Here is a 21,846-nt window from a genome sequence, read left to right as displayed (position 1 = left end):
TCCCATTCTTCCAATTTTTCATTCCACTTAGAAAGGATAACCAATCGCGAAGTTGAAGATCATATTTTCCCGTCTCCAAGTCTTGCTGCCAAAGTCAAAGCTGTTGCCCCATTGCTCTCCGTCCGGTAGGTAAGGGAATCGTATGGGAACTGCCATGTCAAATCGGATCACAAAAAATTGAATATCTACCCGCAAACCTGCCCCTGTTCCTACGGCGATTTCTTTCCACCAATGCGTCGTGAATTTACCTCCGGGTAAGGCTTCGTTTTCGTTTTGCAACCAAATGTTCCCCGCATCCATAAACAAGGCCCCTTTTAGAAAGGAAAAGATGGGGAATCGATACTCGATATTTCCTTCCAGTCGGATGTCGCCAGCCTGATCAAAGTAAGAATTGGTGTCATTTACCGGGGGGCGGTAGCTGCCGGGGCCAATGGATCGGATCCGAAACGCCCGTACGCTGTGGGGGCCGCCAGACGCAAATTGCATGGAATAGGGGAGCGAGACACTTGACCCAAATGGAATTCCCAGACCGGCATAGAAGCGCGTGGCGATGGTTTGATCTTTGGATAGATTGAGGTGGTAGCGAAGATCCAGATCAACCTTGGCAAATTGGGCGTACTCCAGTCCGAAAACCTTGCCGTCCGGAGTGCCGAAAAGATTTTCCAGACCGCTGGCAGCATTTCCTGCGAAGCCAACCCCGGCGCTGAGGAGATAGGCGTGAGTTCTGAATCGGTCGTTCAGCTTGTTGTAGCTGAAAAGATAATTGAGCCCCAAGATGAAATTCTGTTCAAAGCTCTTTTTCAGAAAAGGATTTGATTCAAGTATTTCGTCAAATTCCGGCGTGGTTTGGGTAAGGTTGACCAGATTGACACTGATGGGGTTAAATTCATGGTAGGCGTATTTATTGGCATTCCATAAATAGCCAAAATTGGCAAAGAAGGAATTGAGCCGGTAAAGTCCGCCCCGACTGAGGTATTCGATGCCGAGTCCGGTCTTGGTTTTGGGTACGGAATAACTGAAGAGGTCTTGAATTGGAATGAAGAACAGAAGCCGTGGAAAGATCAAATCACCCTGCAGTCCAAGATCGAAGGATTGAAGTCCTGTTCTATCGCCAGATCCCACCTGAAACTCATACCCTGCCCGGGCGGTGAGGCTAAAGGTTTCTCCACCGTTGAAGAGATTTCTGTTTCGATACGATACAGACAGCGCCGGTCCGGCAAAAGAGTTGGATTTGGACACGCCCATAAACTCAGTTCGGATGGAGCGCTTGGTCATCGGCGAAAGATGAAACTCTGCCCGAAGGTGACCCGTCGAGTCAAAGGTTTCCAGGTTCTGATAACGAAGGTTGACAAATTTAAAATTACCGATGTTGCTCAGTCGGTTGCTGCTCAGTTTGGAATTGACCGGGTCAAAGCGATCCCCAGCTTCAAGGAGAATGTATTGATCAAGCAGCTCCTCTTTGAACACTTCCCCTTTTTGAATGTAGTATTTGTTGTTGTAGAGCACTGTGTCCTCTGTCGCTTTATCTTCGTCTACCGAATAGTTCGGGAATACCTTGATGGTGTCGATGACATAGGGGACAAGACTTGTCTCCGGAACATTTTTTTTGAGTCTGAGGTACAGCCGAAAATTTCTCAGGGAATCTGTATCATTAGTGTCTGCTTCAAAGATTAGGTAGTCGTTGTTGAAGTTATAGTAGCCCTTCAGCTTTAAAAGTGAATCCAGCCTCACCCGTTCTTTCTTAAACCTATCCAAATCGAACCGATCGCCTTTTTTAAGAATGGTTTTTTCCTGCGAAAGAACGATCTCCCGGTCGATCGGAAGAGAGTCTCGTTCGACAATCAGTGTATCCAAGCGATAAGGTTCCGTTGCCGTCGCTGCGTACTTTACCGTCGCAAACTTGCCTTTGCGAAGCACCTCAGAGCTGACCTGACTGTAGAAAAAGCCCCGGTTTTCCAGCCGATTCATGATCAACTCCTCCGTGCGGGACGGCTCCACCTGCTTGAAATAGACCGGTTTCTCCCCGTATTTCTTGTTGATAAAGCTGGCAAAGAACCCTGATTTTTCCTCTTGGGTTTTATAGTGCGACCAGAGTCCTATATACATTCCCAAAAACTTTCTGTTGGGATCTGGTCGCAACAGTCCCTCCAACTCTTCGGTGATTTTCTTACTGCCCTTGACGTTCTCGGTGTACTCCACTTTCAGTTCGGCACCTTCGTAGAGAAATTCGTCCTCCGGAATATATTTTTTGACACTGCATCCAGCCAGAAAGAGGACAAAGCAGAGCATAGCTTTTAAGTTACTTGTCCGTGTCTTCATCTTTGTTGGATTTATTCTTTTTCTCCTTTTTGGATTTGCTCTTTTTCAGCTCCTTTTCTACTTTGACAGGAGGCTTCCATAATTCCTTGAATTCGTTGAACTCCCTGTTGAAATTCAAGCCAAGACCTGTCACAAACAGTTGCCCGTCGATAATGGACTCAAACTGATTCTGCCTGAAAGCCCGAATTCTCCATCGGCCGTCCTCGGTTAGCATATATTCAAAACTGATATTGGCCAGCAGGACGTTGGCATTTTCCTCCGTTTGACTGCTGCCCTCAAGACCGACCTGACTACCGATGCTCACTACGACCCGTTCATCGAACAGCGTTTGCTCCGCATTGATGTTTAGATCAGTTCGGTTTTCCGGCGAACCGCTCTGGTAGTCCTGGTAGCTGTCCACGTCAAACCCAAGTGAGAATCCGCTGTCTCCGAAAAGTTTGCTGGAGAAGGCGTTCATTTGATCGGAAAGCAGCTGGCTGGCACTGTTTCGCGCCATTGCCTCGGCCCCCCCGCCTGATCCGTCACTCCCCTGAGATGGGAAAAACCGATCCAAAACCAGTAACGAAAACACCTGTTTGTTAAGCTCATCTTCTTCTCCGTTTATCTGCAAGACTCTGGAGTAGACATTCCCACCAAAAGCCCCCCGCTCGCTTTCGGGCATGTCCAGTGCAAAGGAAATTTCCGGTTTCAGCAGTTCTCCTTTTACGTTCAGATATACTCTGAATTTCAGACGTTGTTGGTATTGGTTTTTGACTTCAGTACTAGAACCGGAAAGTTGGGAGGCCATCAGGTCTGCCGCACTGGTTTCCACTTCATAGATCGCCTGAATATCCAGTGTAGCATCGATTGGATCGCCGTTCCAGGTTATTTGGCTGCCTTTGTTGATTTCAAATTTCTTACTGATCAGGCTGTATAGCGACATTTCATAGAATCCCTCGCTGACTTCATAGTCGCCGGTAAGCGTTATTCTGCCGTTAGGATTGATGTCCATCCGGAGTTCTGAGTCGCCGGCAATCCTGAGATTGTCGCCGGTATAGGAATCTATTACAATCTTGAAGCTTGCCTCTGGATCTACAGCCAGGCTGGCTTGGATATCATACCCGACAAAGGCGCTGGTGCTTTCTTCCAAAGCCCTTGTGAGAATATCGTCTGGATTGTCTTTGTTGACAAAAATCACCACGCCGTTTCGTTCCACCAGATCAGCCTCGGACTCCGGTATGATCACCGTCAGATCTGTGTTGTCCCTCACCCGGAGGTTTGCCCGCACGATTGGTAGGGTGAGATCTCCGGTAACACTTACATCTGCATCCAGCGAGGCTTTGCCAAAGACCAGCTCATTTTCTTCATTGGTCGAATTGATCGCCAAGAAGTTGTCCGCATAGATCTGAAGGTCAAAGGATGGGTTGGTGTAGCTTTCTGTGAGCACTGTGCCGTCAACGCTGAAGGTATTGTTTTCTCCATCTCGTATTGTGAAGTTTTCAAAATATAGTCCGGCGTTGTCTACTCGTATCGTTTCGTCGGAGAGCAAATACTTCGTGCTGAGTTGAGTTGGGATAAAAGACGCCTCATTAAATTGAAATTCTCCTAAATAGACAGGTTCAGCGGTAGTACCAGAAAGGGTAACTTTTCCATTCAGAAATCCTTCTCCATTGGTAATCTGTCCTTGGGAAAGAGCAGCGATTTTTGCCATGTCGATCTGATTCAGATCCAGATTGATATCAAAAGTCCCGCCCGCTTCATCTGCTACAAAGCTTCCGTCGAGCTGCAGATCGACTCCGTCATCCTGCAATCCAAGTGCTATGAGATAGTCTCCCAGATTTTTGGCAGTCGCCTCCAGCGAAAGATTTCCCAACTGCGTGTCCATCACGATCAGGCTATCGACGTTGAGCTTTCCCATTATTCCGGTCGCGCCAAATGGATTCTCCACGACCAATTGCCCTTGAAGCGAGCCGCCGGCCAAGGTGTCCTCTGGATTGAGAATTCCGGTGATGGTTTCCAGGCGAAAGTTCTCGAATTCCACAGCAAGGTTTTTCTCTGTGAAACCTGGGATGTCGTTTTGAATGCTAAGGCTCTGCCGCCCATTTCGCAACTCAAATTCCCTAAACTGAAGATCACCGGTCAAAAATGTGATGCTGTTGTCCCCGGAGATTTCCCATGGCGTACTATTCAGGGTCAGATCGTCAGGGAGGATCAGAACCCGAAGTGAATCTCCGGAGATGCCGACGTCAAAGGGGATATGGGCTAGTACTTCCTCTTCATGAAAGGTGGTGAAATCGAGTTTCAGGAGGGAGTTGTCTAGCACGCCTGTGAGATTGGTTTTTTGCATCGCAATCGGCCCGGTGCTTAAGCCGGTGAACCCCAAATCCAAATTCAAATCCTTCCGGTCAGCGTTGATCTCCACCAGCAAGTTGTCGACGGTAGTCCCTCCATAGCTGACGTAGGGGAAATTGATCGCCGCCACCAGCGAGTCGGTCGCTTGGATGAAATCTATTTTCACGCTCGCACTGTCAAAATTTTCCAATCCTGCGAGCAAAACCTCCGTCCAGAGTGGGTCGGGCTTAAGGACCAAATCTATACGCATAACCAACGAATCTTCCTGGGAAGATCGCTCGGCAGTGGAATCCAGGTAATGCGTAAGGAGATCTGACATCGCAGTCCGTAGCTCATTGATCGACGAGTTTGTTCTCAAGTATCCGTTGATGATCTTGCTCGAGATGTCAAAACTGGTGCTGTCCGGTCGCAGGTGTGCCCCGAGATCTAGTGTCCCGCTTTGATAGTTTCTGTCTTTGAAAAAGATGTTGCCGTCGCTGAGACGGGCGCTCAAGTCAAAAGCTTCTGGATTTCCTTCAAAATTGGCTTGGAATAGTAGTTTTGCCCGACTGTTTACCCCAGTTAGCCCTAGCTCCCGAAAGTCGGCGCCTTTTAGATCTAAATTCAAATCAACCTTCGAAGAGACCGAATCCAGATCGATGGTGGTCAATAAGTCAAAATCAAGGAATTCTTCTTTGATCCACATCCGGACATCACCAGCTCCGTCGACCAATTTTCCCTCGAGATTCAGCCCGCTGTAGTCTCCTCCATAAAGCCGGAGCCGCTCGAAATTGGAGCTTAGCTCGGCATCGATAGAGTAGAGGTCGGTGCCTTTGCCTGTTGCTTTGACCTGAAAGCTCGCGGTGTCCAACTCGGGCGTCTGAAGCAGAGTTGCAAGTTGCAGACCCTGCACGCTCAGGTCAGCGTCAAAAGCTAGCGTTTGATCATTTTGGTAGCCTCCGTTCAGGCTGATATTTCCCAAGCTGGTTTCGAGGTTGAGGTTTGCCAAGAGGTCATCCAAAGTCCCTCGTACATTTGACTGAAGGCTCAGGGTTTCCGGTAGTTGTATCCCCAGGGCTTTCTCATCCACAAAACCTATCAAATCCGATCTGGTCGAGTTCATGCGGATATTTGGAAGATCGAACCTCAGGTGCTCGATATCCATAGGTTTCTCGACTACTCCGTGCGCGGTCAAGTTTGTATTTGACCAAGAAAGTAAAAGCTTGTCCAGATTGATGAGATTCATATCTCCATCTAGTTTGCCGTCTAGATAAATGGGTGCTCCAGCGATCTCCCTGATGAGCGTGTCTTGGGCAAGTTCCGGAGCAAAAAAGTAGGCATCTCTGACGTCAAGCTGGGTGTCCTGTACTAGCAGTTTGATTTGGGTTTTCTCTGGGAAATTTATCAACTCGTTGATGGAGAAATAGTCGAGCGTCGTACTCGCAGCTAGTCTGCTTCGGTTGGTTTGGAGGATCAAGTCGTTGATTTCGGTCGACTTCTGATCCAGTTCTAGCGCAAATTGGAACTGGGCCAGCTCAAACCCACTGCCTTCAGAGAAATGAAATTCCTTTAGGTTGGCGCTTGCTTTTTGATCTTCGAGCGAGACGTCTTCCAAGTCAATTTTTAGTCCGGTTAGGGCGATTGCCTCGGGGTTAAATAGTCCCTTTTTGATAGCTACGTCTTTGGTCTTGTATTCGATCGTGGTGGAGTCGATGACGATTTTGTCAGCTTTGACGAGCCATTCTGGCCAAACAAATGCCGTTTCAATTGGAGAAGACGAGCTTTCCTCAGAGCCTGCTTTTTCTGAGAAATCATGATATAGCAAGTTGCTATTCGTCAGCTCTGCCTTAGACAGATGAATGATTTGATCTACAAGGTTGGCCTCGGGAAGCTCAACCAATAAACGGTCGATCTGTGCCTTGGCTTCCATCCGATCAGGTTCGCTGAGATAAGCGACTTGAATGCCTGAGAGCAGCAATTCGTCCAGTTCCAGTCGAGGCATTGTGGTGGTGGACCCTTCGTCTTCCGAAGGTGGAAAAGGCTTGGTTTGAAGGTAGTTTACTACGGTGTTTTGGAGTGCGACTTGTTTGATCTTGAAAAAAAAGCCGGCTAGGTCAATCTCAGAAATGTCGACATCCAGCTGACCAAGGTGGACTTTGGCATCTATTCCCATGACTTCGTCTTGGTAGTCAATATCGAAATCCCTCAGGCTCGCCGGGGCCAACGCGATGGAAACCGGTTCTGATGCGGTAGTGTCTGCCGCTACCTTTTGTGTGGTATCCGAGGCAAAGGCATCCGTCAAAAAGTCGAAATTAAATCTACCACTTTCGGCTGTCCTGCTTACTCTGGCTGTGAGCCCCTCCCAATCCAACTTTGTGACCTGGATGTCTCCTGTGGAGATTAGCGGTGCAATCGCCACGCCTGCTTCGAGTTTACGAGAGTAGAGTAGGGTATCTTGATTTTGGTCTTCGAGGTAGAGTTCTTCGAGAAAAATATTTCCGGAAAAAGTAATGAATAGTTTACCTATTCGGAGCTCCGTACCTGTTTTTTCCTTGACAAACGCGACTGCTTTGCCCACGATGATATCCTGACCCCAGGGACTTCGGACAAAGAGAATCCCGGCGACCAAGATCACCAAAATGATCCCGAGGATGATCCCCAGAACTTTAAAAATCTTAGACAAAATCCTTTTGGTAGTGATAGCTAAAATAAGTTACAGGTAAGCATTCCACGTCATTCCCGGGAAAAAAAACGTTTTCCAGCTGTAGATTTTTCGCTACAGAAGTTAGGGTATTCTCCCCAATTCCACTTCTCTAAAGTGGATCTGCTGGTTGGTTTTGTCCCAGAATGGACGATGGTTACTATGGCTGAGCGAATCTCCAATAAATCAAAAATGGTTTTTGGAGAGTCAAGGTAATCAAATCAATAAGCAAGCCATTGCGGCCTTTGTTGGCAAATTTGCGCAAAAATCCAGCTCATGTGTCCTTGCGAGGGGAAGATAGCACAATGGAGTAGAAGAAACCTATGCGCCCATCACTTCAAGCTCAGCAAACTTGGGTTGCGGAAAAATGAAAAAGAAAACTGGTCATTTTCCCAATTCCCCCAGCAATCCCTGAGCATCCAGCTGTCGGGTCCACATGGTGAGTTCCCCATCTTCGTCGAGTGGCCAAAGTTCTCTAGGTCGATCCCAGTACAGCTCCACGCCGTTTTCATCCGGATCATCCAGATAGATGGCTTCTGAGACACCATGATCTGCTGCTCCCGTTAGCGGATACTTGGAGTCGATCAGTCGCTTGAAGATCACCGCGAGGTCTTTTCTGCTGGGTAAAAGGATGGCGGTATGAAAAAGTCCAGCTGCGTTTTTTGGCGCAGGCCTGCCGCCCTTGCTTTGCCAGGTATTCAGTCCGATGTGGTGGTGGTAGCCCCCCGCCGAGATGAAGGCGGCGTCTTTTCCATATTTCATCACCAGCTCAAAACCCAGCAAGCCACAGTAGAAGTCCAATGATCGCTGCAGGTCGGTGACCTTGAGGTGCACATGGCCTATGCGTGTGGAGGTGGGGATGGTGTAGGGTTCCATGAGGTTTAGGTCTTCGTTATTCGATATTAATCATTCGATATTCAAGATTGAATAGGTGTTTGGAGTATCGTCATTTCGAAGGGGGGCATCCGGCAGGAAATTATGAAACAAGGTCAAATACCCTGAAGTAATCTTTGAAGGGGGGTAGTTTTCCGCCCAAGTGAGTGTCAACATTGACTTGAATTCTATTTTCCGGTTACGAAAAACGTGAGTGGCGATCTCACCGGGGAAGAATAGATTTTTCGAAGACGAGATAAAAAGACTTCGATTTCGAGACTTTCGTCTCTCAGGTGCTACCAATGACATGATATGTTTTGTTTTGAAAATTTTCTAATCTCAGTATTTCATTCTGAGTTTTCCTCGAATTTTTATTTGACTTTAGCCAGCTAAAAGCCGCATCTAAGTTCGGGTAGGCTTACTTTTTTCTTTGTTCTTTTGGCTTGATCCAAAAGAACCAATCCCGATAAATATCGGGACAAGATTTGCCAAAGCTCCCACCGCACGAGGCCAAACGCCGGCTCGCTGGCAAATCGTCCCACCGCGCCCTCCGAATTGTATTAGGTGGTGTGCTTTCGCAACTTAACGGAGAAGCCCTTATCATCTCCTTTTTGTAAATTCTTGAATTTTGTGAACTCGGCTAGACACGACTGTCGCCCTGAGCGGAGTCGAAGGGCATTGCTCTCCGCTTACGAAATTTACAACTCACTAATCCCCTTCCTTGGCGTGGACTGTTGACTGTTGACCAACAAAAACTACCACTTCGGCTTGATCCCCGGCGCGGTAGGAAAGCTTCGCTTTTTGTAGTCTTCCAGATCCCCGGTTGGCTGTTCAATTTCCGCTGGGAAAGGCCGCTTCGCAAAGGTCTGAAAATACAGCAGACAGGCATTTCTCCACCATTCGGCTTCCTGCACCTGGATCGCCAGCAATTGTCTGACATGCTCAAATCGCTCCGGATCGATCTCAGATTCAAGTGAATTCCAGGTTTCCTCCATCTTCCGCGCAGTCTTTACCCCGGTGTCGTAGTGGAGCCCGATCTCGTCCCAGAGCGTTCTTCCCGAGTGCAGCTCGAAGTCCCAAGGTAGGTGGTGAAACCAGAGCAGATATTTCTCAGGAATCTGAGTCGGGTCAGACCAAGCCTTGACGATCTCGGGCGCATATTGGCCCAAAGCATCGCTGCCGCTGGCTGTCCGGTCAAAGCCGATCCCCAGACTGTCCGCCTGATGGTAGTAGGGTGCAGTCCAATCGGGTCGGCCACCAGTCACCCAAGGCCCCGGACCGTAGTGATGATCCCAACCCATGATATGATGCAGACCGAGCGGCATCATGTAGTTGACGGCTGCCTCGCGGGATTCGAGGAGCATTTCTTTGATTGCTGCGAACGCTTTTGGGTCTTGACCAAAGGTCATCTTCACCCATTCGTCGGCTATCTCCTCCGAACTCAAGTCCGGGTTCCAGGCCAATCTCCCGAAAGCATACCAGTTGGACTGCGCCATCATATGGCCGGTCCAGTTGCGGTCGGTGCCGATATTGGAGACTCCCGCCACGAGCGTGAGCTTCTGCCCGGAGTCGGTGCCATCGACGATTCCCCCAACTCTCGATGCGGGAATGGGACGGTAGGTTTTGCTACCAAAAACTTCCTCCCACATCGGCGCGAGATAGACGAGCTGAGTGGCCTGGCCGAGGTATTCCTGGGTAATCTGAAATTCCATCCCCAGATTGGTCTTGGGCATCGCCCCGAAGAGCGGATGAAAAGGCTCCCGCGGCATGAAATCAATCGCCCCGTTTTTGACCTGAATGATCAGGTTTTCCCGAAATTTCCCGTCGAGTGGCCCAAACTCCAGGTTGGCGTGCTTGTGCCGATCCTCATCCAACTCGTGGGAATAGACGAACGCTCTCCAGATCACGACGCCGCCATGCGGAGCCAAGGCATCTGCCAAAACATTTGCGCCTTGGGCATGGTCTCGTCCGTACTCATGCGGCCCCGGCTGACCTTCAGAATTTGCTTTGACCAGGTATCCACCGAAGTCGGGGATAAAGGAATACATCTCGTCGGTCTTCTTTTTCCAGAAATCAATCACTCCTGGATCAAGCGGATCCGCCGTCTTCAATCCGCCGATCTCGATGGGAGCGGAGAAGCGCGCGGTCAGAAAAACCCGGATGCCATAAGGTCTGAAAAGGTCTGCCAAGACCCTGGCTTTTTTCATAAAATCCGTCGTGAGGATCCGGGCATTAGCGTTCACATTAGTCAGGGAAACGGCGTTGATCCCCAGGCTGGCATTGGCGCGGGCATAGTCGATGTAGCGACGATCGATGTAGCCGGGGAGCTTGTGCCAGTTCCAAATCGAGAAACCGGCATAGCCTCGCTCGACCGTCCCATCCAGATTGTCCCAATGGTTGAGCATCCGAAGTTTAACTTTCGGACTTTCTGAGTTTTCAGTTTTGGGATCGAAAGTGTCGGTTTGGATACTTCTCAGCCAGTCGAAGACGCCATAGAGCACGCCGATAGATCGGTTGCCGATGATGGCGTAGTAGGTTTTTCCCTGAAAAACAATCGGTCCTCTCCAGTAGCCGTCTTCGCCTAGCTCACGGATTTGCGCCTGGGTTTGCAGTCCAAGGACCTGTGAAAGCTCGTCCCTGGTACCTAGCCAAACCTGCGTTTGAGCAAGTCTTTCGGTTGAAAAAACCGGAGAGCTCCCGAGCATTTTTTGACCAGCAACTTCGAGTTCGTCGCGGATGATTTCATAAGTTGGGCTTTTCCCAAAAAAGTAAAATCCCGTAAAAAGCTGGGAAACATCCTGCTTCAATTGAGAATTTTCAACTGGGCTATAATCCAGCCAAAGTCCGTAGCCATCATTTGCACGGGCTGACGAAGCCACAGAGATCGAAAGAAAGAGGATCAATAGGTATTTCATAGGTTAGGTTTTTTGGGCGTTTTAAATTGCCCAAAAAAGAAGCGAAATCCAATTGGGTGGCCTTTGCTTTGAATTTGGCCAATGGAGATTTTTAGCTTTTTCATAAAAATGCCGTAGGCATGACCGATTAGCTTGCCAGTCATTTTAATGGCTGGTAAATAAAGGAGAGTGGCTTCCTGAATGCCGTAGGCATGGCCGATTTTGTCGATGTGCCCACCACTGATCGGAAGGAGAATCGTCCGTCCCTATGGGACTGTTGTCGTCGATTGGTGCTACGAATCCAGCCGTTAAAACGGCTGGTTAAATTATCGTTCGTACCTGTGGGACTCAATTGCGGACAGATTTTCCAGTTCCGTGGTGATACTTGCCAAATCGTATTGTTTTTTCCACAGCTGCGCCCCATCCCCGACAATTTTCGTCAACCTTCCCTTTTTCCACGGGGAAAAACATGCCACTTTCCTATCTTGGAGGCTCGCCTTTTTGACATGGAAAACAGACCTTTCATCATCTACAAATCCTCCGCCGGCTCGGGCAAAACCTATACCCTGACGCTGGAGTATCTCAAGCTAGCGCTACAAAGCCCCCGCTCGGCTTTCAAGCAGATCCTCGCGGTGACCTTTACCAACAAGGCCACCCAGGAGATGAAGGAGCGGATTCTGACCGTACTGGAGCGGTTGAGTAAGGAGGTCAGACCGGAGGAGTTTTTGGACAAGGAACTGATGAAAGCCTTGGATCTGAGTCCGGCGCAGTTGCAGGGCCGAGCCCGCGAGACCTTGCTCTATATCCTGCACGGCTATGGATACTTTGCGGTCAGCACCATTGATTCTTTCTTTCAGCGGGTGATCCGCTCCTTTGCCAGGGAGATGGATTTGCAGGCGAAGTTTGACCTGGAGATGGATACCGAAGCGGTCTTGGATCGGCTGGTAGATCGGGTGGTGGAGAAGGTGTCTATCGACAAAAACCTCCGGACTTGGCTGATCGGCTATGCCGAAGAGCAGATCGAAGACGAAAAGTCATGGGATATCCGCGCGGGCATCAAAGGGCTCGGCAGGGAGATTTTTATGGAGCGCTTCAAGGCGTTTCGGGAACTGTTCCAAGCTAGCGCGGCCAAGGAAGGTTTCCTGGGGGAATTTCGAAAGTACGTGCGCGAGGAAAAGCATAAGCTGATCGCTGAGGCAGAAACCCTGCGGGAACAGGCAGAGACCATCCGAACGAATCATGGCTTGGAATGGAGCGATTTCAAAGGCGGGAGCAAAAGCTTTGCGATGCGCTTTGGACGACAGGGAGATCCTCAATGTCCTTTTCCCAGTCTGACCGATGTCATGCTGAGAGATCTTCCAGACTTTGCCAACTGGTATAAAAAAGGTGACAGAAACGGCTCAACCATTGAGTCTGCAGCCCAAGCAGGGCTCGCTGCCATCCTTTTTTCCTGGCCCGAAAAGGCTACCCAATGGAACACCCTCGTAGCCCTTCAAAAAAACCTCAATGCCTTTGGGGTCTTTCGCGACCTGATCTTGGAGTTGCGGGAGCTTAAGGACGAAGAAGGAATCCTGCTGATATCCGACGTGAACGACTTCCTGAAGGAGATCACCAAAGACAACGACGCGCCCTTTGTCTATGAAAAGATTGGCAACCAATACCGCAATTTCCTGATCGACGAGTTTCAGGATACTTCCGACTTTCAATGGTCGAGCTTCAAGCCTCTGCTCGAAAACTCCCTGGCCTCCGGCAACACCAACCTGCTCGTGGGCGATGTGAAGCAGTCCATCTATCGCTGGCGGGGTGGCCGACTGGAGCTTTTGCTGGCGGAAGTGCAGCGGCAGATTCACCCCGACTTCATCGAGGAGAAGGCGCTTGCAACCAACTTCCGCAGTCTTCCCGGAATCATCCAGTTTAACAATTCGATCTTTGAGTCTCTGCCCGAACTCATGCAGTCGGGGATGAATGACTCCTGCCAGGTCGACGCGGACAATCTGCTGGTGGAGGCTTTTCGGGGAGTGAGTCAAGCTATCCCTTCCAGCAAGCTCGGCCTGGAGTTTCAAGGCAAGATCCGTTTGGAATTTACTCAGAAGGCCAATTCACGATCCACCAGCGAGTCGGAGGAGGAGGAAGAAGACTCCCATACTCAGGTCTTAAACAGCCTCCCGCAACTGGTGATGGATCTCCAAGATCGCGGTTACCAGTTGCGGGACATTGCTTTTTTGGTGCGGAAAAATGCCCACGGAGTGGAGATCGCAGACAAACTGATGGAATATGGACGGGAAAATCCCGGCTCAGAATACCGCTTCGACGTGCTGTCGGAAGAGTCCCTTTTCCTCGACAAGTCCGCGGCAGTAAAGTGTCTGGTGGCTATGCTGACTTTCCTGAGCAATCCAGCAGACAAGGTTTCCCTCAAGACGGTGTGGTTTTACTATGCGCTGCTGCATGATATTCCGTTTAGCCACGCTCTTTTTCACAAAGACAAACTACCTGAGGAACTTCGGCCCAAGGCGGTGCAGCTACACGGACAGCTAGACAGGATGACCCAGCTGCCGCTGATGGAGTTGCTGGAGGAGTGCGTGGCGTTTTTGGGGATGGTGGATCGGCCCAGTGACCTCGCCTACGTGTCGGGATTTAAAGAAGCAGTCTTTGATTTTGTCAAGAAGAACCGGGCCGACCTCATCGGATTCCTCGACTGGTGGGAGCTGAACAAGCGCAAGCGCACGGTCAAGATCCCCGAGGATCACGATGCGATGCGGATTCTGACGATTCACAAGTCCAAAGGACTGCAGTACAAAGTCGTCCTGATGCCGTTTTTGGACTGGAGGATTGTGGCTTCCGGGCAGCAGGCGCCGGTGATCTGGTCCCCGTTTTCGACTGGGACTGGGATTGATACCGTTGTGCCGCTGACTCATGGTCAGGCGCTGCGGGATTCCGCTTTTGCACCTGCCTATCAGGATGAGATCCGCCTTGCTTACCTCGATTCGCTGAATATGCTGTATGTGGCTTTCACCCGTGCGGAGGAAGTGATTTGGGGCTTTTCGGACTTTTCCCAAAGTCAAAAAGGAGAGATCAATCTGAATACTACTGGCAACGTGCTTTATTCTCTCTTTTCCGGAGGTTTTCGGGTAGCTGAGTTGGGAGAAAAGCAAAGCTGGGATGCCGAAACCCTGATCTACGAGGCAGGAGCATGGGGTCCTGTTCCTCCGATGAAAGTCGAGAGACCGAAGACGGAAGTACAGCTCCGCTGGGAATCGCAAAACTGGAGACCCAAGCTGAAGACTAAAAAGATGGCTTGGGACTTTTCGGAATCGGGACTTCAGGCAAGGGCCCAGCGCAAGCTCGGTGTGATCGTCCACGAGTTGTTGGCGGCTTCGCAAGATAAGAAAGACGCAGAGCTGCTGCTTCAGCAATACGCATTCGAGGGCCGGCTGGATACCGAGACAGCTGCTGCGGTCGGCAGTCAGCTGCATGCGCTATTTGATTTGCCGGAGTTTGCCCGATGGTTTGATCCGGAGCTTCAGTCACTTGCCGAGCAGGGGATTTTGCTGCCGGGAGGAAGTCAAAAGCGGCCGGACCGTATCCTGATCGGTCCGACGGAAGCTCTCGTAGTGGACTTCAAGACCGGGGAAAAGTACGCTTCCCACCTCGCTCAGGTAAAAGAATACATGTCACTGGTAGCCAGCCTTAGCCGGAAGCCCGTCAGAGGCTTTCTCTGCTACCTCGAACCCACCGAAATTTTGGAAGTATGATGTCTTTTTTGAAAGATACCGCAAAGCAACTGCTCGAGTCGGGCCGCGATCTCAAGGACTTGGTGATCGTCCTGCCGAACCGGCGGGCTGGCCTGTTTTTTACCCGCTATCTCGGCGAGTTGATTGAGTCACCGATCTGGATGCCGGAGGTAAGGACGGTTGAGCAGGTATTTTATGGCCTGGCCGGCAATGTGCCCGCGGACGAGCTGACCTTGATCTTTGAACTGTATGAGTTGTACAGCCAGATTCAGGAAGAGCCGGAGGATTTTGACCGGTTTTATGTTTGGGGCGAGTTGATCCTGAAAGACTTCAATGACCTCGATCAGTTTTTGGCTCCTGCCAAGACAGTCTACCAAAACCTGGCAGAGATCAAGGAATTTGAGTCGGATCTGAGCTTTTTGACCGAGGATCAAAAGGAGCTGATCTCTCAGTTTTGGCTGGCTTTTGCCCGGCAAAATGAGCAAGAGAAGGCCAAATTTTTGCGCTTCTGGCAAATCCTCGGACGATTGTACGGGGACTTTCAGCATCGGCTGAAAACCGTCGGGTTGGCCTATTCCGGACAACTCTATCGCCAGGTGGCCGAAAATCTGAAGGAAATTTCCCAGCCTGACAAGCACTATGTCTTTGTCGGATTCAATGCCTTTACCCTGGCCGAGGAAAAGCTGATCAAGCACTTTGTGAAGGAGTTTGGAGCAGAGGTCTTTTGGGATGTGGATGCATTTTATCTGGAGGACACGCTGCAAGAGGCGGGGCTGTTTTTCAGGGATTATCAGAAGGATCCGATTCTTGGAAAAACTTTTCCGCAGGAAATCCCGAACCAGATCCGCCAAAAAGCCGGCAAGATCCAAACCCACTCGATCCCGCTAAAGACCAACCAAGCCAACCTCGTCGGCAAGCTGCTGGAGTCTATCGGCCCAGACGAACGCCTGGAGGAGACGGTCATTATCCTGCCGGACGAGCAGTTGCTCTTTCCGGTGCTGCACACGCTGCCCTCGGGGATTGACAAGCTGAACGTGACGATGGGCTATCCGATCCGAAATGCGCCGATCTATGCCTTCTTGGATGCGGTGCTGGACTTGCAGCGTTTTGTCAAAGTGAAAAATGGCCAGACGAGCTTTTACCATAAGCCCGTGACGGATTTGCTTTCTTTTCCCTATTTGAAGGCAGCCGATGGGGAGCATGTGCAATCGGTGCTGGCGAAAATCAGGGACAACAATCTCCTCGAAGTTCCGCAGAACATGCTAATCCAGCCCGGGACCATCTTCGAATTGGTGTTTAGAAAAGTCGAACCGCAGGATGTTTTTGACTATTTGGGCGGCCTGATCAAGTATCTGGCGGGGGAATTTAAAGACGATGAGATCCAGCGAAGCTACCTCTTTCAGGCCTTCAAGCAGCTCAATCGCATCCAGGAAGTGTTCCAGTCAAGCAACTCCAAAGGTCTCAGGATGGATTTTGTGCTGAAGCTTTTCAGACAGATTTTCCGGGAGCTGAAGTTGCCCTTTGAAGGGGAGCCGCTTCAGGGTTTGCAGCTGATGGGGGTGCTGGAGTCGCGAAACCTGGATTTTCGCCGCGTCATCATCTGCGATGTGAACGAAGGCAGCTTCCCCCCTGGCGGCGGGATCAATTCCATGATTCCCTTTAACCTGCGTCGCGCTTTTCGATTGCCCGTGCAGGAGCAAAATGACGCCATCTATGCCTATACTTTTTACCGCCTCTTGCATCGGGCGGAGGAAGTCCATCTGATCTACACGACGTCTTCCGATCAGGGCAAGGCGGGTGAGATGAGCCGTTTTATCCAGCAGATGCAAGCTGAGCTGGGAGTGGCCAAATCTCAGGTGGCGATGGTGCCTGTGGATCTGACTCCTGCCGAAGAGATCACGATTCAGAAGACTCCCGAAGTGATGGATGCCTTGCGTCCGTATGTGAAGACTTCCGATCCGAATGCTTTTCTGAAGTCGTTCTCCGCCTCGGCTCTCAATATGTACTTGGATTGCAGATTGCGCTTTTACTTTCGCTATCTGGCCGGATTGAAGGAGAAAGAAGAAGTCGTGACCGGGATCGACCCGTCGACCTTTGGGACGATCCTTCACGGAGCGGTGGAAAATCTCTATAAGGTAGAGCAGGGAAAGACTTTCCGCTTGGTAGATACCCACGAAATAGAGCGCTTGAAGCCCCAGATTCCGGCGGCGGTGGATGCGTCGATCCGCGCTTTTTACAAGCAAGATAAAGAAGAGGAAGCGCTTGAGCTGTCCGGGCAGCTGGAGATTGCGCGGGCGATATTCATCAAATACTTGCGGGCGATCCTGGACTATGACCAGCTGAACGGCGACTTTGAGATCATCGGCACGGAGGAAGATTATCCCTCAGGGATCTGGGTGGAGACTACCGAGGGAAGGGTGGAAGTGGCCCTGGGCGGGGTTATTGACCGTTTGGACCGGAAGGATGGTATGGTGCGGCTGATCGACTACAAGACCGGCAAGGACACCAAGAAGCTCAAATCCATCGCTTCTTTATTTGATTGGGAGGACAAGGGTCGAAATAAGGCGGCGATGCAGACGATGCTTTACGCCTATTTTTATCAAAGCAAACATCCGGCAAACCAGCTTCCGCTGAAGCCGGGAATCTTTAACATCAAGGAGATCTACAACCCGAGATTCAATCCCTTTCTGCAGCTGGACGGCGTGGAGATCCACGACTATCGCGAGTTGGCTGGGGAATTTGAGGCGGGGCTGAGCGGACTGCTGGGGGAGATCTTTGATCCGGAAGTTCCCTTTGACCAGACTGAGAAGGTGGAAAAGTGTACTTACTGCGCGTACAAGGAGATCTGTGGGAGGTGATTTGAGTTGGTTGTCTCAGGTCGCAGTAGGCAGTGTGGGACTGATCCTTGGTTTTAGGTAGTCATTTCGACCGCAGGGGGAAATCTTGTTATTCGAAGGGGTCGGGATGATAAGATTTCTTCTATCGTCGAGAAGACTGCCATATCGATGAAACGGCTACTGATGTCGAGATGATTGTAACATTGCGACTGACGACTGATCGTAGCATTCTGTTTCCTGAAAAGGATTTCTGGTGAAATTTAAACCGTGATTGACGACACTTAGGGGGCGGAAATCCTTCGAGGTTTTCAAAACGGCAAAGGATAAACTGTCTGAATACTGCGACTGAACACCGCTATTTTTTACGCCGCTCATCATACTGCCTGATGTCCTTTAGGGAGATTTGGGAAGATTTTTTAATATTTAGTGAAGTGATCCGCTTTTTGGTGCGGACGGCTGTCTTCAAAACCGATTGCTAAAGACCGAAAGTGGTTCAGGTGAGATGGCTGCTTTTTCCAATTTATTCGATACTTCAAACAATCAAAAAATGCATATGAGATTAAGACTACTAGTTGCAGTTTACCTGCTGTTTCAGGGCGTCGGTTCGCTGTGGGCCCAAGAGAGATGGGACGTGAATCAAGCCGGCAAGGACGCAGGACTTAAGTCGCTAGACCTGCAAACCGACGAAGGAACCTGGATGTCGATCGACATCAGCCCGGATGGAAATACTCTGGTATTCGACCTTTTGGGCGATATCTACAGCATGCCTATCTCCGGTGGCAAGGCGACGGCACTGCGCTCGGGTTTGGCAAATGATGTACAGCCCCGCTTCAGTCCGGATGGTAGCAAGATCCTGTTCACAAGCGATGCCGGCGGAGGAGACAATATCTGGATGATGAATGCCGATGGCACTGATGCCAAAGCGATTACCAAAGAATCTTTTCGGTTACTCAACAACGGAGCCTGGTCGCCTGATGGGCAATACGTTTTTGCGAGAAAGCATTTTTCATCGAGACGCTCCCTGGGTGCCGGGGAAATCTGGATGTACCATATCACTGGTGGGGCGGGTTTTCAGCTCACCAAAAGGAAAAACGATCAGCAAGATGTGAATGAACCTTCGGTGTCTCCGGATGGACGATACGTCTATTATTCTGAAGACATGTACCCGGGAGGGATCTTTGAATACAACAAAGATCCAAACAATCAGATCTATGTGATCCGTCGCTATGATCGGCAAAAGGGAGAGGTCGAAACCATTGCCGGAGGGCCGGGTAGCGCATCTCGTCCAGTAATTTCAAAAGATGGTAAGAAGCTGGCGATGATCCGACGTGTGAGAACCAAGTCCGTGCTTTTTGTCAAAGATCTCGACACCAAGGTTGAGTTGCCGGTCTATGATCAGCTGGACAAAGATCAGCAGGAATCCTGGGCGATCTTTGGGACCTACCCCAATTTTGCCTGGCATCCGGACAACACCCACATCCTGATCTGGGCAGAGGGTAAGATCAAAAAGGTAAATACCCAATCCTATGCGGTCGCAGAAATTCCTTTTGAAGTCAGCAATACGGTCCAAGTTGCAGAAGCAGTGCGTTTCCAGACTCCGGTGTTTGAGGAGGAGTTTACTTCCAAAGCCGTTAGACAGGCAGTGACCTCTCCCGATGGAAAATGGCTTGTCTTCAACGCGGCCGGACATCTTTGGAAAAAATCCCTTCCCAACGGAACACCGGAGCGTCTGACTCAATTGACTGACTTGGAGTTCGAACCGGCATTCTCTGCGGATGGAACTCAGATCGCTTTCGTCACTTGGAATGACGAGCAAAAAGGAGCGATCTACCTATATGATTGGACTGCTAAGAAAGCGGCTCCCCGAAAGATCACAGCCGGAAAAGGCATCTTCCGTACACCGGCATTCAGCCCGGATGGAAGCAAGGTCATCTTTAAGCGTCAAAATGGAAATGGGGTGCAGGGTACCACACACACCGGAGACGCTGGGATTTATTGGATGCCGAGTGGGGGAGGGGAGGAAAAGTTCGTGACGGAAAATGGAGACTTCCCGATGTTTAACCAGACTGGAGACCGCATCTTTGTACAGACGGGAGGCTACTTTTTTGGCTCCACGACTAAGGCGTTAAAAAGCATGGATCTCAGCGGCAACGACGAGCGTGAGCTGGTTTCCTCTAGCTACGGCAATCGTATCTTACCAAGTCCCGACGAAAAATGGATCGCCTTTATCAACCTTCACCGGGTCTATCTGGCTCCTTTTCCAAAGACCGGACATACGGTAGAGTTGGCGCCGAGCGGTTCCTCTGTTCCGGTCTCTCAGTTGAGTAGAGATGCAGGCATCAACATCCACTGGTCTGCGGATTCCAGACATATCCACTGGACACTGGGCGAGGAGTACTTTACCAATGCGGTGGAAGATCGCTTTGCCTTCCTTCCCGACGCTCCGGAGACGCTGCCGGCAATGGATACCTCAGGCATTAAGATCAACCTGAAGCTCAAGTCCGATGTACCAAGCGGACGGGTAGCATTTACCAATGCGCGGATCATTACCATGAAAGGAGATGAGGTCATCGAAAATGGCACCATCCTGATCGAGGGAAATAAGATTCAAGCTGTGGGGCGCACGGTGGATCTTCCGGCTGGCACCAAGGTGATCGATGCCGCAGGCAAGACGATCATGCCAGGTATGGTCGATGCGCACGCACACATCGGTCAGTCCCATTCGGGTTTGAGCGGTCAGAAGCACTGGCAGTATTACACTAATCTCGCCTTTGGGGTGACGACGACGCACGATCCTTCCAGCAATAGTGAGTTTGTCTTTAGTCAGTCCGAGATGATCAAAGCAGGTCTGATGGTCGGCCCGCGCATCTTTTCCACAGGGATTATCCTTTACGGCGCGGATGGCGACTTCAAGGCGGTCATCAACAGCTTGGAGGACGCCCGTGCCGCGATCCGGAGAACCAAGGCTTTTGGGGCTTTCTCTGTGAAAAGCTACAACCAGCCAAGGAGAGATCAGCGCCAGCAGATCATCCAAGCTGCACGTGAAAATGACGTGTTGGTCGTTCCAGAGGGTGGTGCCAACTACTTCCACAACATGTCTATGATCATGGATGGCCACACGACCATCGAGCACAATGTACCTGTCGCACCGCTTTACAAGGATGTTCAAACGCTCTGGAGCAATAGCAAGACCGCCTATACGCCGACGCTGATTGTGAATTTTGGAGGGCTGAGTGGAGAGTATTTTTGGTACCAAAAAGATAACGTCTGGGAAAACGAGCACCTGCTCAAATATACCCCAAGATCGATCATCGACAGCCGATCCAGACATCGGATCATGGCACCGATGGAGGAATATGAAAACGGCCATATCCTTGTCTCTCAGTCAGCCAAAAAACTATCCGACCTTGGCGTGCTGGTGAATACCGGAGCGCACGGACAGATCCAAGGCTTGGGTATGCACTGGGAAACCTGGATGATGCACCAAGGTGGCATGAGTAATCTGGAATCACTGCGAGCTGCCACGCTGAACGGTGCGAAGTCTCTAGGACTCGATGAGCAGATCGGTAGCCTAGAGGTGGGGAAACTCGCTGACCTGATCGTGATCGACGGTAATCCGCTAGCGGATATCTATGAGTCTCAACATGTCGAGTTCACGATGGTCAACGGACGTCTATATGATACCGCTACGATGAACGAAGTCGGAAATCACGCTAAGGCCCGTACTCCGTTTTGGTGGGAGTTGGATCAATACAGTGATATATTCAATTGGCACGAGGAGGCAGAAAGTCATGGTTTGACGGTGCCTCATTGTACTTGTGGGAGATAATTTAGGAAAGTAAGAAATAGGAAGGCTGTCTCGTTTTTCGCGGGACAGCCTTCTTTTTTTTAACTCATTATTTTCCGCTGATCACTGCTGAAAAAGGTGCTGATTTACGCAGATTTTTTCGATCCAAAAATCATGAAGGGCCTTGCAAATGCTAAGGAGATCTGCATAGCGAAAAGGCTTGCTTTTCTTTTAACCTTGAAAATATTGGAAATCGAAATAACCAAATTCATCTTGGTGTTGGCTACCTTAATTTCCTCGCTTTTTTGCCATAAAACATCTAATGTGACACGGTTTTGGCGAAGCGTCACTTTCCTTTTTCAAGTCTTTTTGGCCAAAACAAAAAACATTGTTG

7 protein-coding genes are annotated in these 21,846 nt (G+C 50.1%); 3 read left to right on the top strand and 4 right to left on the bottom strand.

The features are described 5' to 3' along the window. Positions 1-27: 27 nt before the first annotated feature. From tamL to ABD031_RS06260, 4 genes are all read right to left on the bottom strand, one after another. The gene (gene tamL / locus ABD031_RS06275; protein WP_343849529.1) at positions 28-2,319 is read right to left on the bottom strand and encodes a translocation and assembly module lipoprotein TamL; all 2,292 of its coding nucleotides are present in this window, start codon (positions 2,317-2,319) and stop codon (positions 28-30) included. Then, the gene (locus ABD031_RS06270) at positions 2,300-7,312 is read right to left on the bottom strand and encodes a translocation/assembly module TamB domain-containing protein (RefSeq protein WP_343849527.1); all 5,013 of its coding nucleotides are present in this window, start codon (positions 7,310-7,312) and stop codon (positions 2,300-2,302) included. The genes tamL and ABD031_RS06270 overlap by 20 nt, the downstream gene beginning before the upstream one ends. Positions 7,313-7,714: 402 nt before the next feature. After that, positions 7,715-8,206 (bottom strand): VOC family protein, encoded by a 492-nt coding sequence (locus tag ABD031_RS06265; RefSeq protein WP_343849526.1) that lies wholly within the window; start codon positions 8,204-8,206, stop codon positions 7,715-7,717. Between the two features lie 752 nt (positions 8,207-8,958). Then, positions 8,959-11,118: an alpha-glucuronidase family glycosyl hydrolase gene (locus tag ABD031_RS06260; RefSeq protein WP_343849525.1), complete on the bottom strand. Its 2,160-nt coding sequence runs from the start codon at positions 11,116-11,118 to the stop codon at positions 8,959-8,961. Positions 11,119-11,603: 485 nt separating this feature from the next. On the opposite strand from ABD031_RS06260, the gene ABD031_RS06255 reads away from it, so the two are divergent. The 3 genes from ABD031_RS06255 (at position 11,604) to ABD031_RS06245 (ending at position 21,494) form a co-directional block, all read left to right on the top strand. After that, the gene (locus ABD031_RS06255) at positions 11,604-14,849 is read left to right on the top strand and encodes a UvrD-helicase domain-containing protein (RefSeq protein ID WP_343849524.1); all 3,246 of its coding nucleotides are present in this window, start codon (positions 11,604-11,606) and stop codon (positions 14,847-14,849) included. Then, positions 14,846-17,686: a PD-(D/E)XK nuclease family protein gene (locus tag ABD031_RS06250; protein WP_343849523.1), complete on the top strand. Its 2,841-nt coding sequence runs from the start codon at positions 14,846-14,848 to the stop codon at positions 17,684-17,686. The genes ABD031_RS06255 and ABD031_RS06250 overlap by 4 nt, the downstream gene beginning before the upstream one ends. Before the next feature lie 526 nt (positions 17,687-18,212). Continuing rightward, a complete protein-coding gene (locus ABD031_RS06245) occupies positions 18,213-21,494 on the top strand; it encodes an amidohydrolase family protein (protein ID WP_425542712.1) in 3,282 nt (1,093 codons plus the stop codon). Positions 21,495-21,846 lie beyond the last annotated feature (352 nt).

The sequence above is a fragment of the Algoriphagus jejuensis genome (assembly GCF_039523455.1).
GTDB lineage: Bacteria > Bacteroidota > Bacteroidia > Cytophagales > Cyclobacteriaceae > Algoriphagus > Algoriphagus jejuensis.
This window is presented reverse-complemented; position numbering and strand designations above follow the sequence as displayed.

Coding starts and splice junctions, on each gene's coding strand:
- tamL (WP_343849529.1), bottom strand. CDS start 2,319: ATGAAGACACGGACAAGTAACTTAAAAGCTATGCTCTGCTTTGTCCTC.
- ABD031_RS06265 (WP_343849526.1), bottom strand. CDS start 8,206: ATGGAACCCTACACCATCCCCACCTCCACACGCATAGGCCATGTGCAC.
- ABD031_RS06260 (WP_343849525.1), bottom strand. CDS start 11,118: ATGAAATACCTATTGATCCTCTTTCTTTCGATCTCTGTGGCTTCGTCA.
- ABD031_RS06255 (WP_343849524.1), top strand. CDS start 11,604: ATGGAAAACAGACCTTTCATCATCTACAAATCCTCCGCCGGCTCGGGC.
- ABD031_RS06250 (WP_343849523.1), top strand. CDS start 14,846: ATGATGTCTTTTTTGAAAGATACCGCAAAGCAACTGCTCGAGTCGGGC.
- ABD031_RS06245 (WP_425542712.1), top strand. CDS start 18,213: ATGCATATGAGATTAAGACTACTAGTTGCAGTTTACCTGCTGTTTCAG.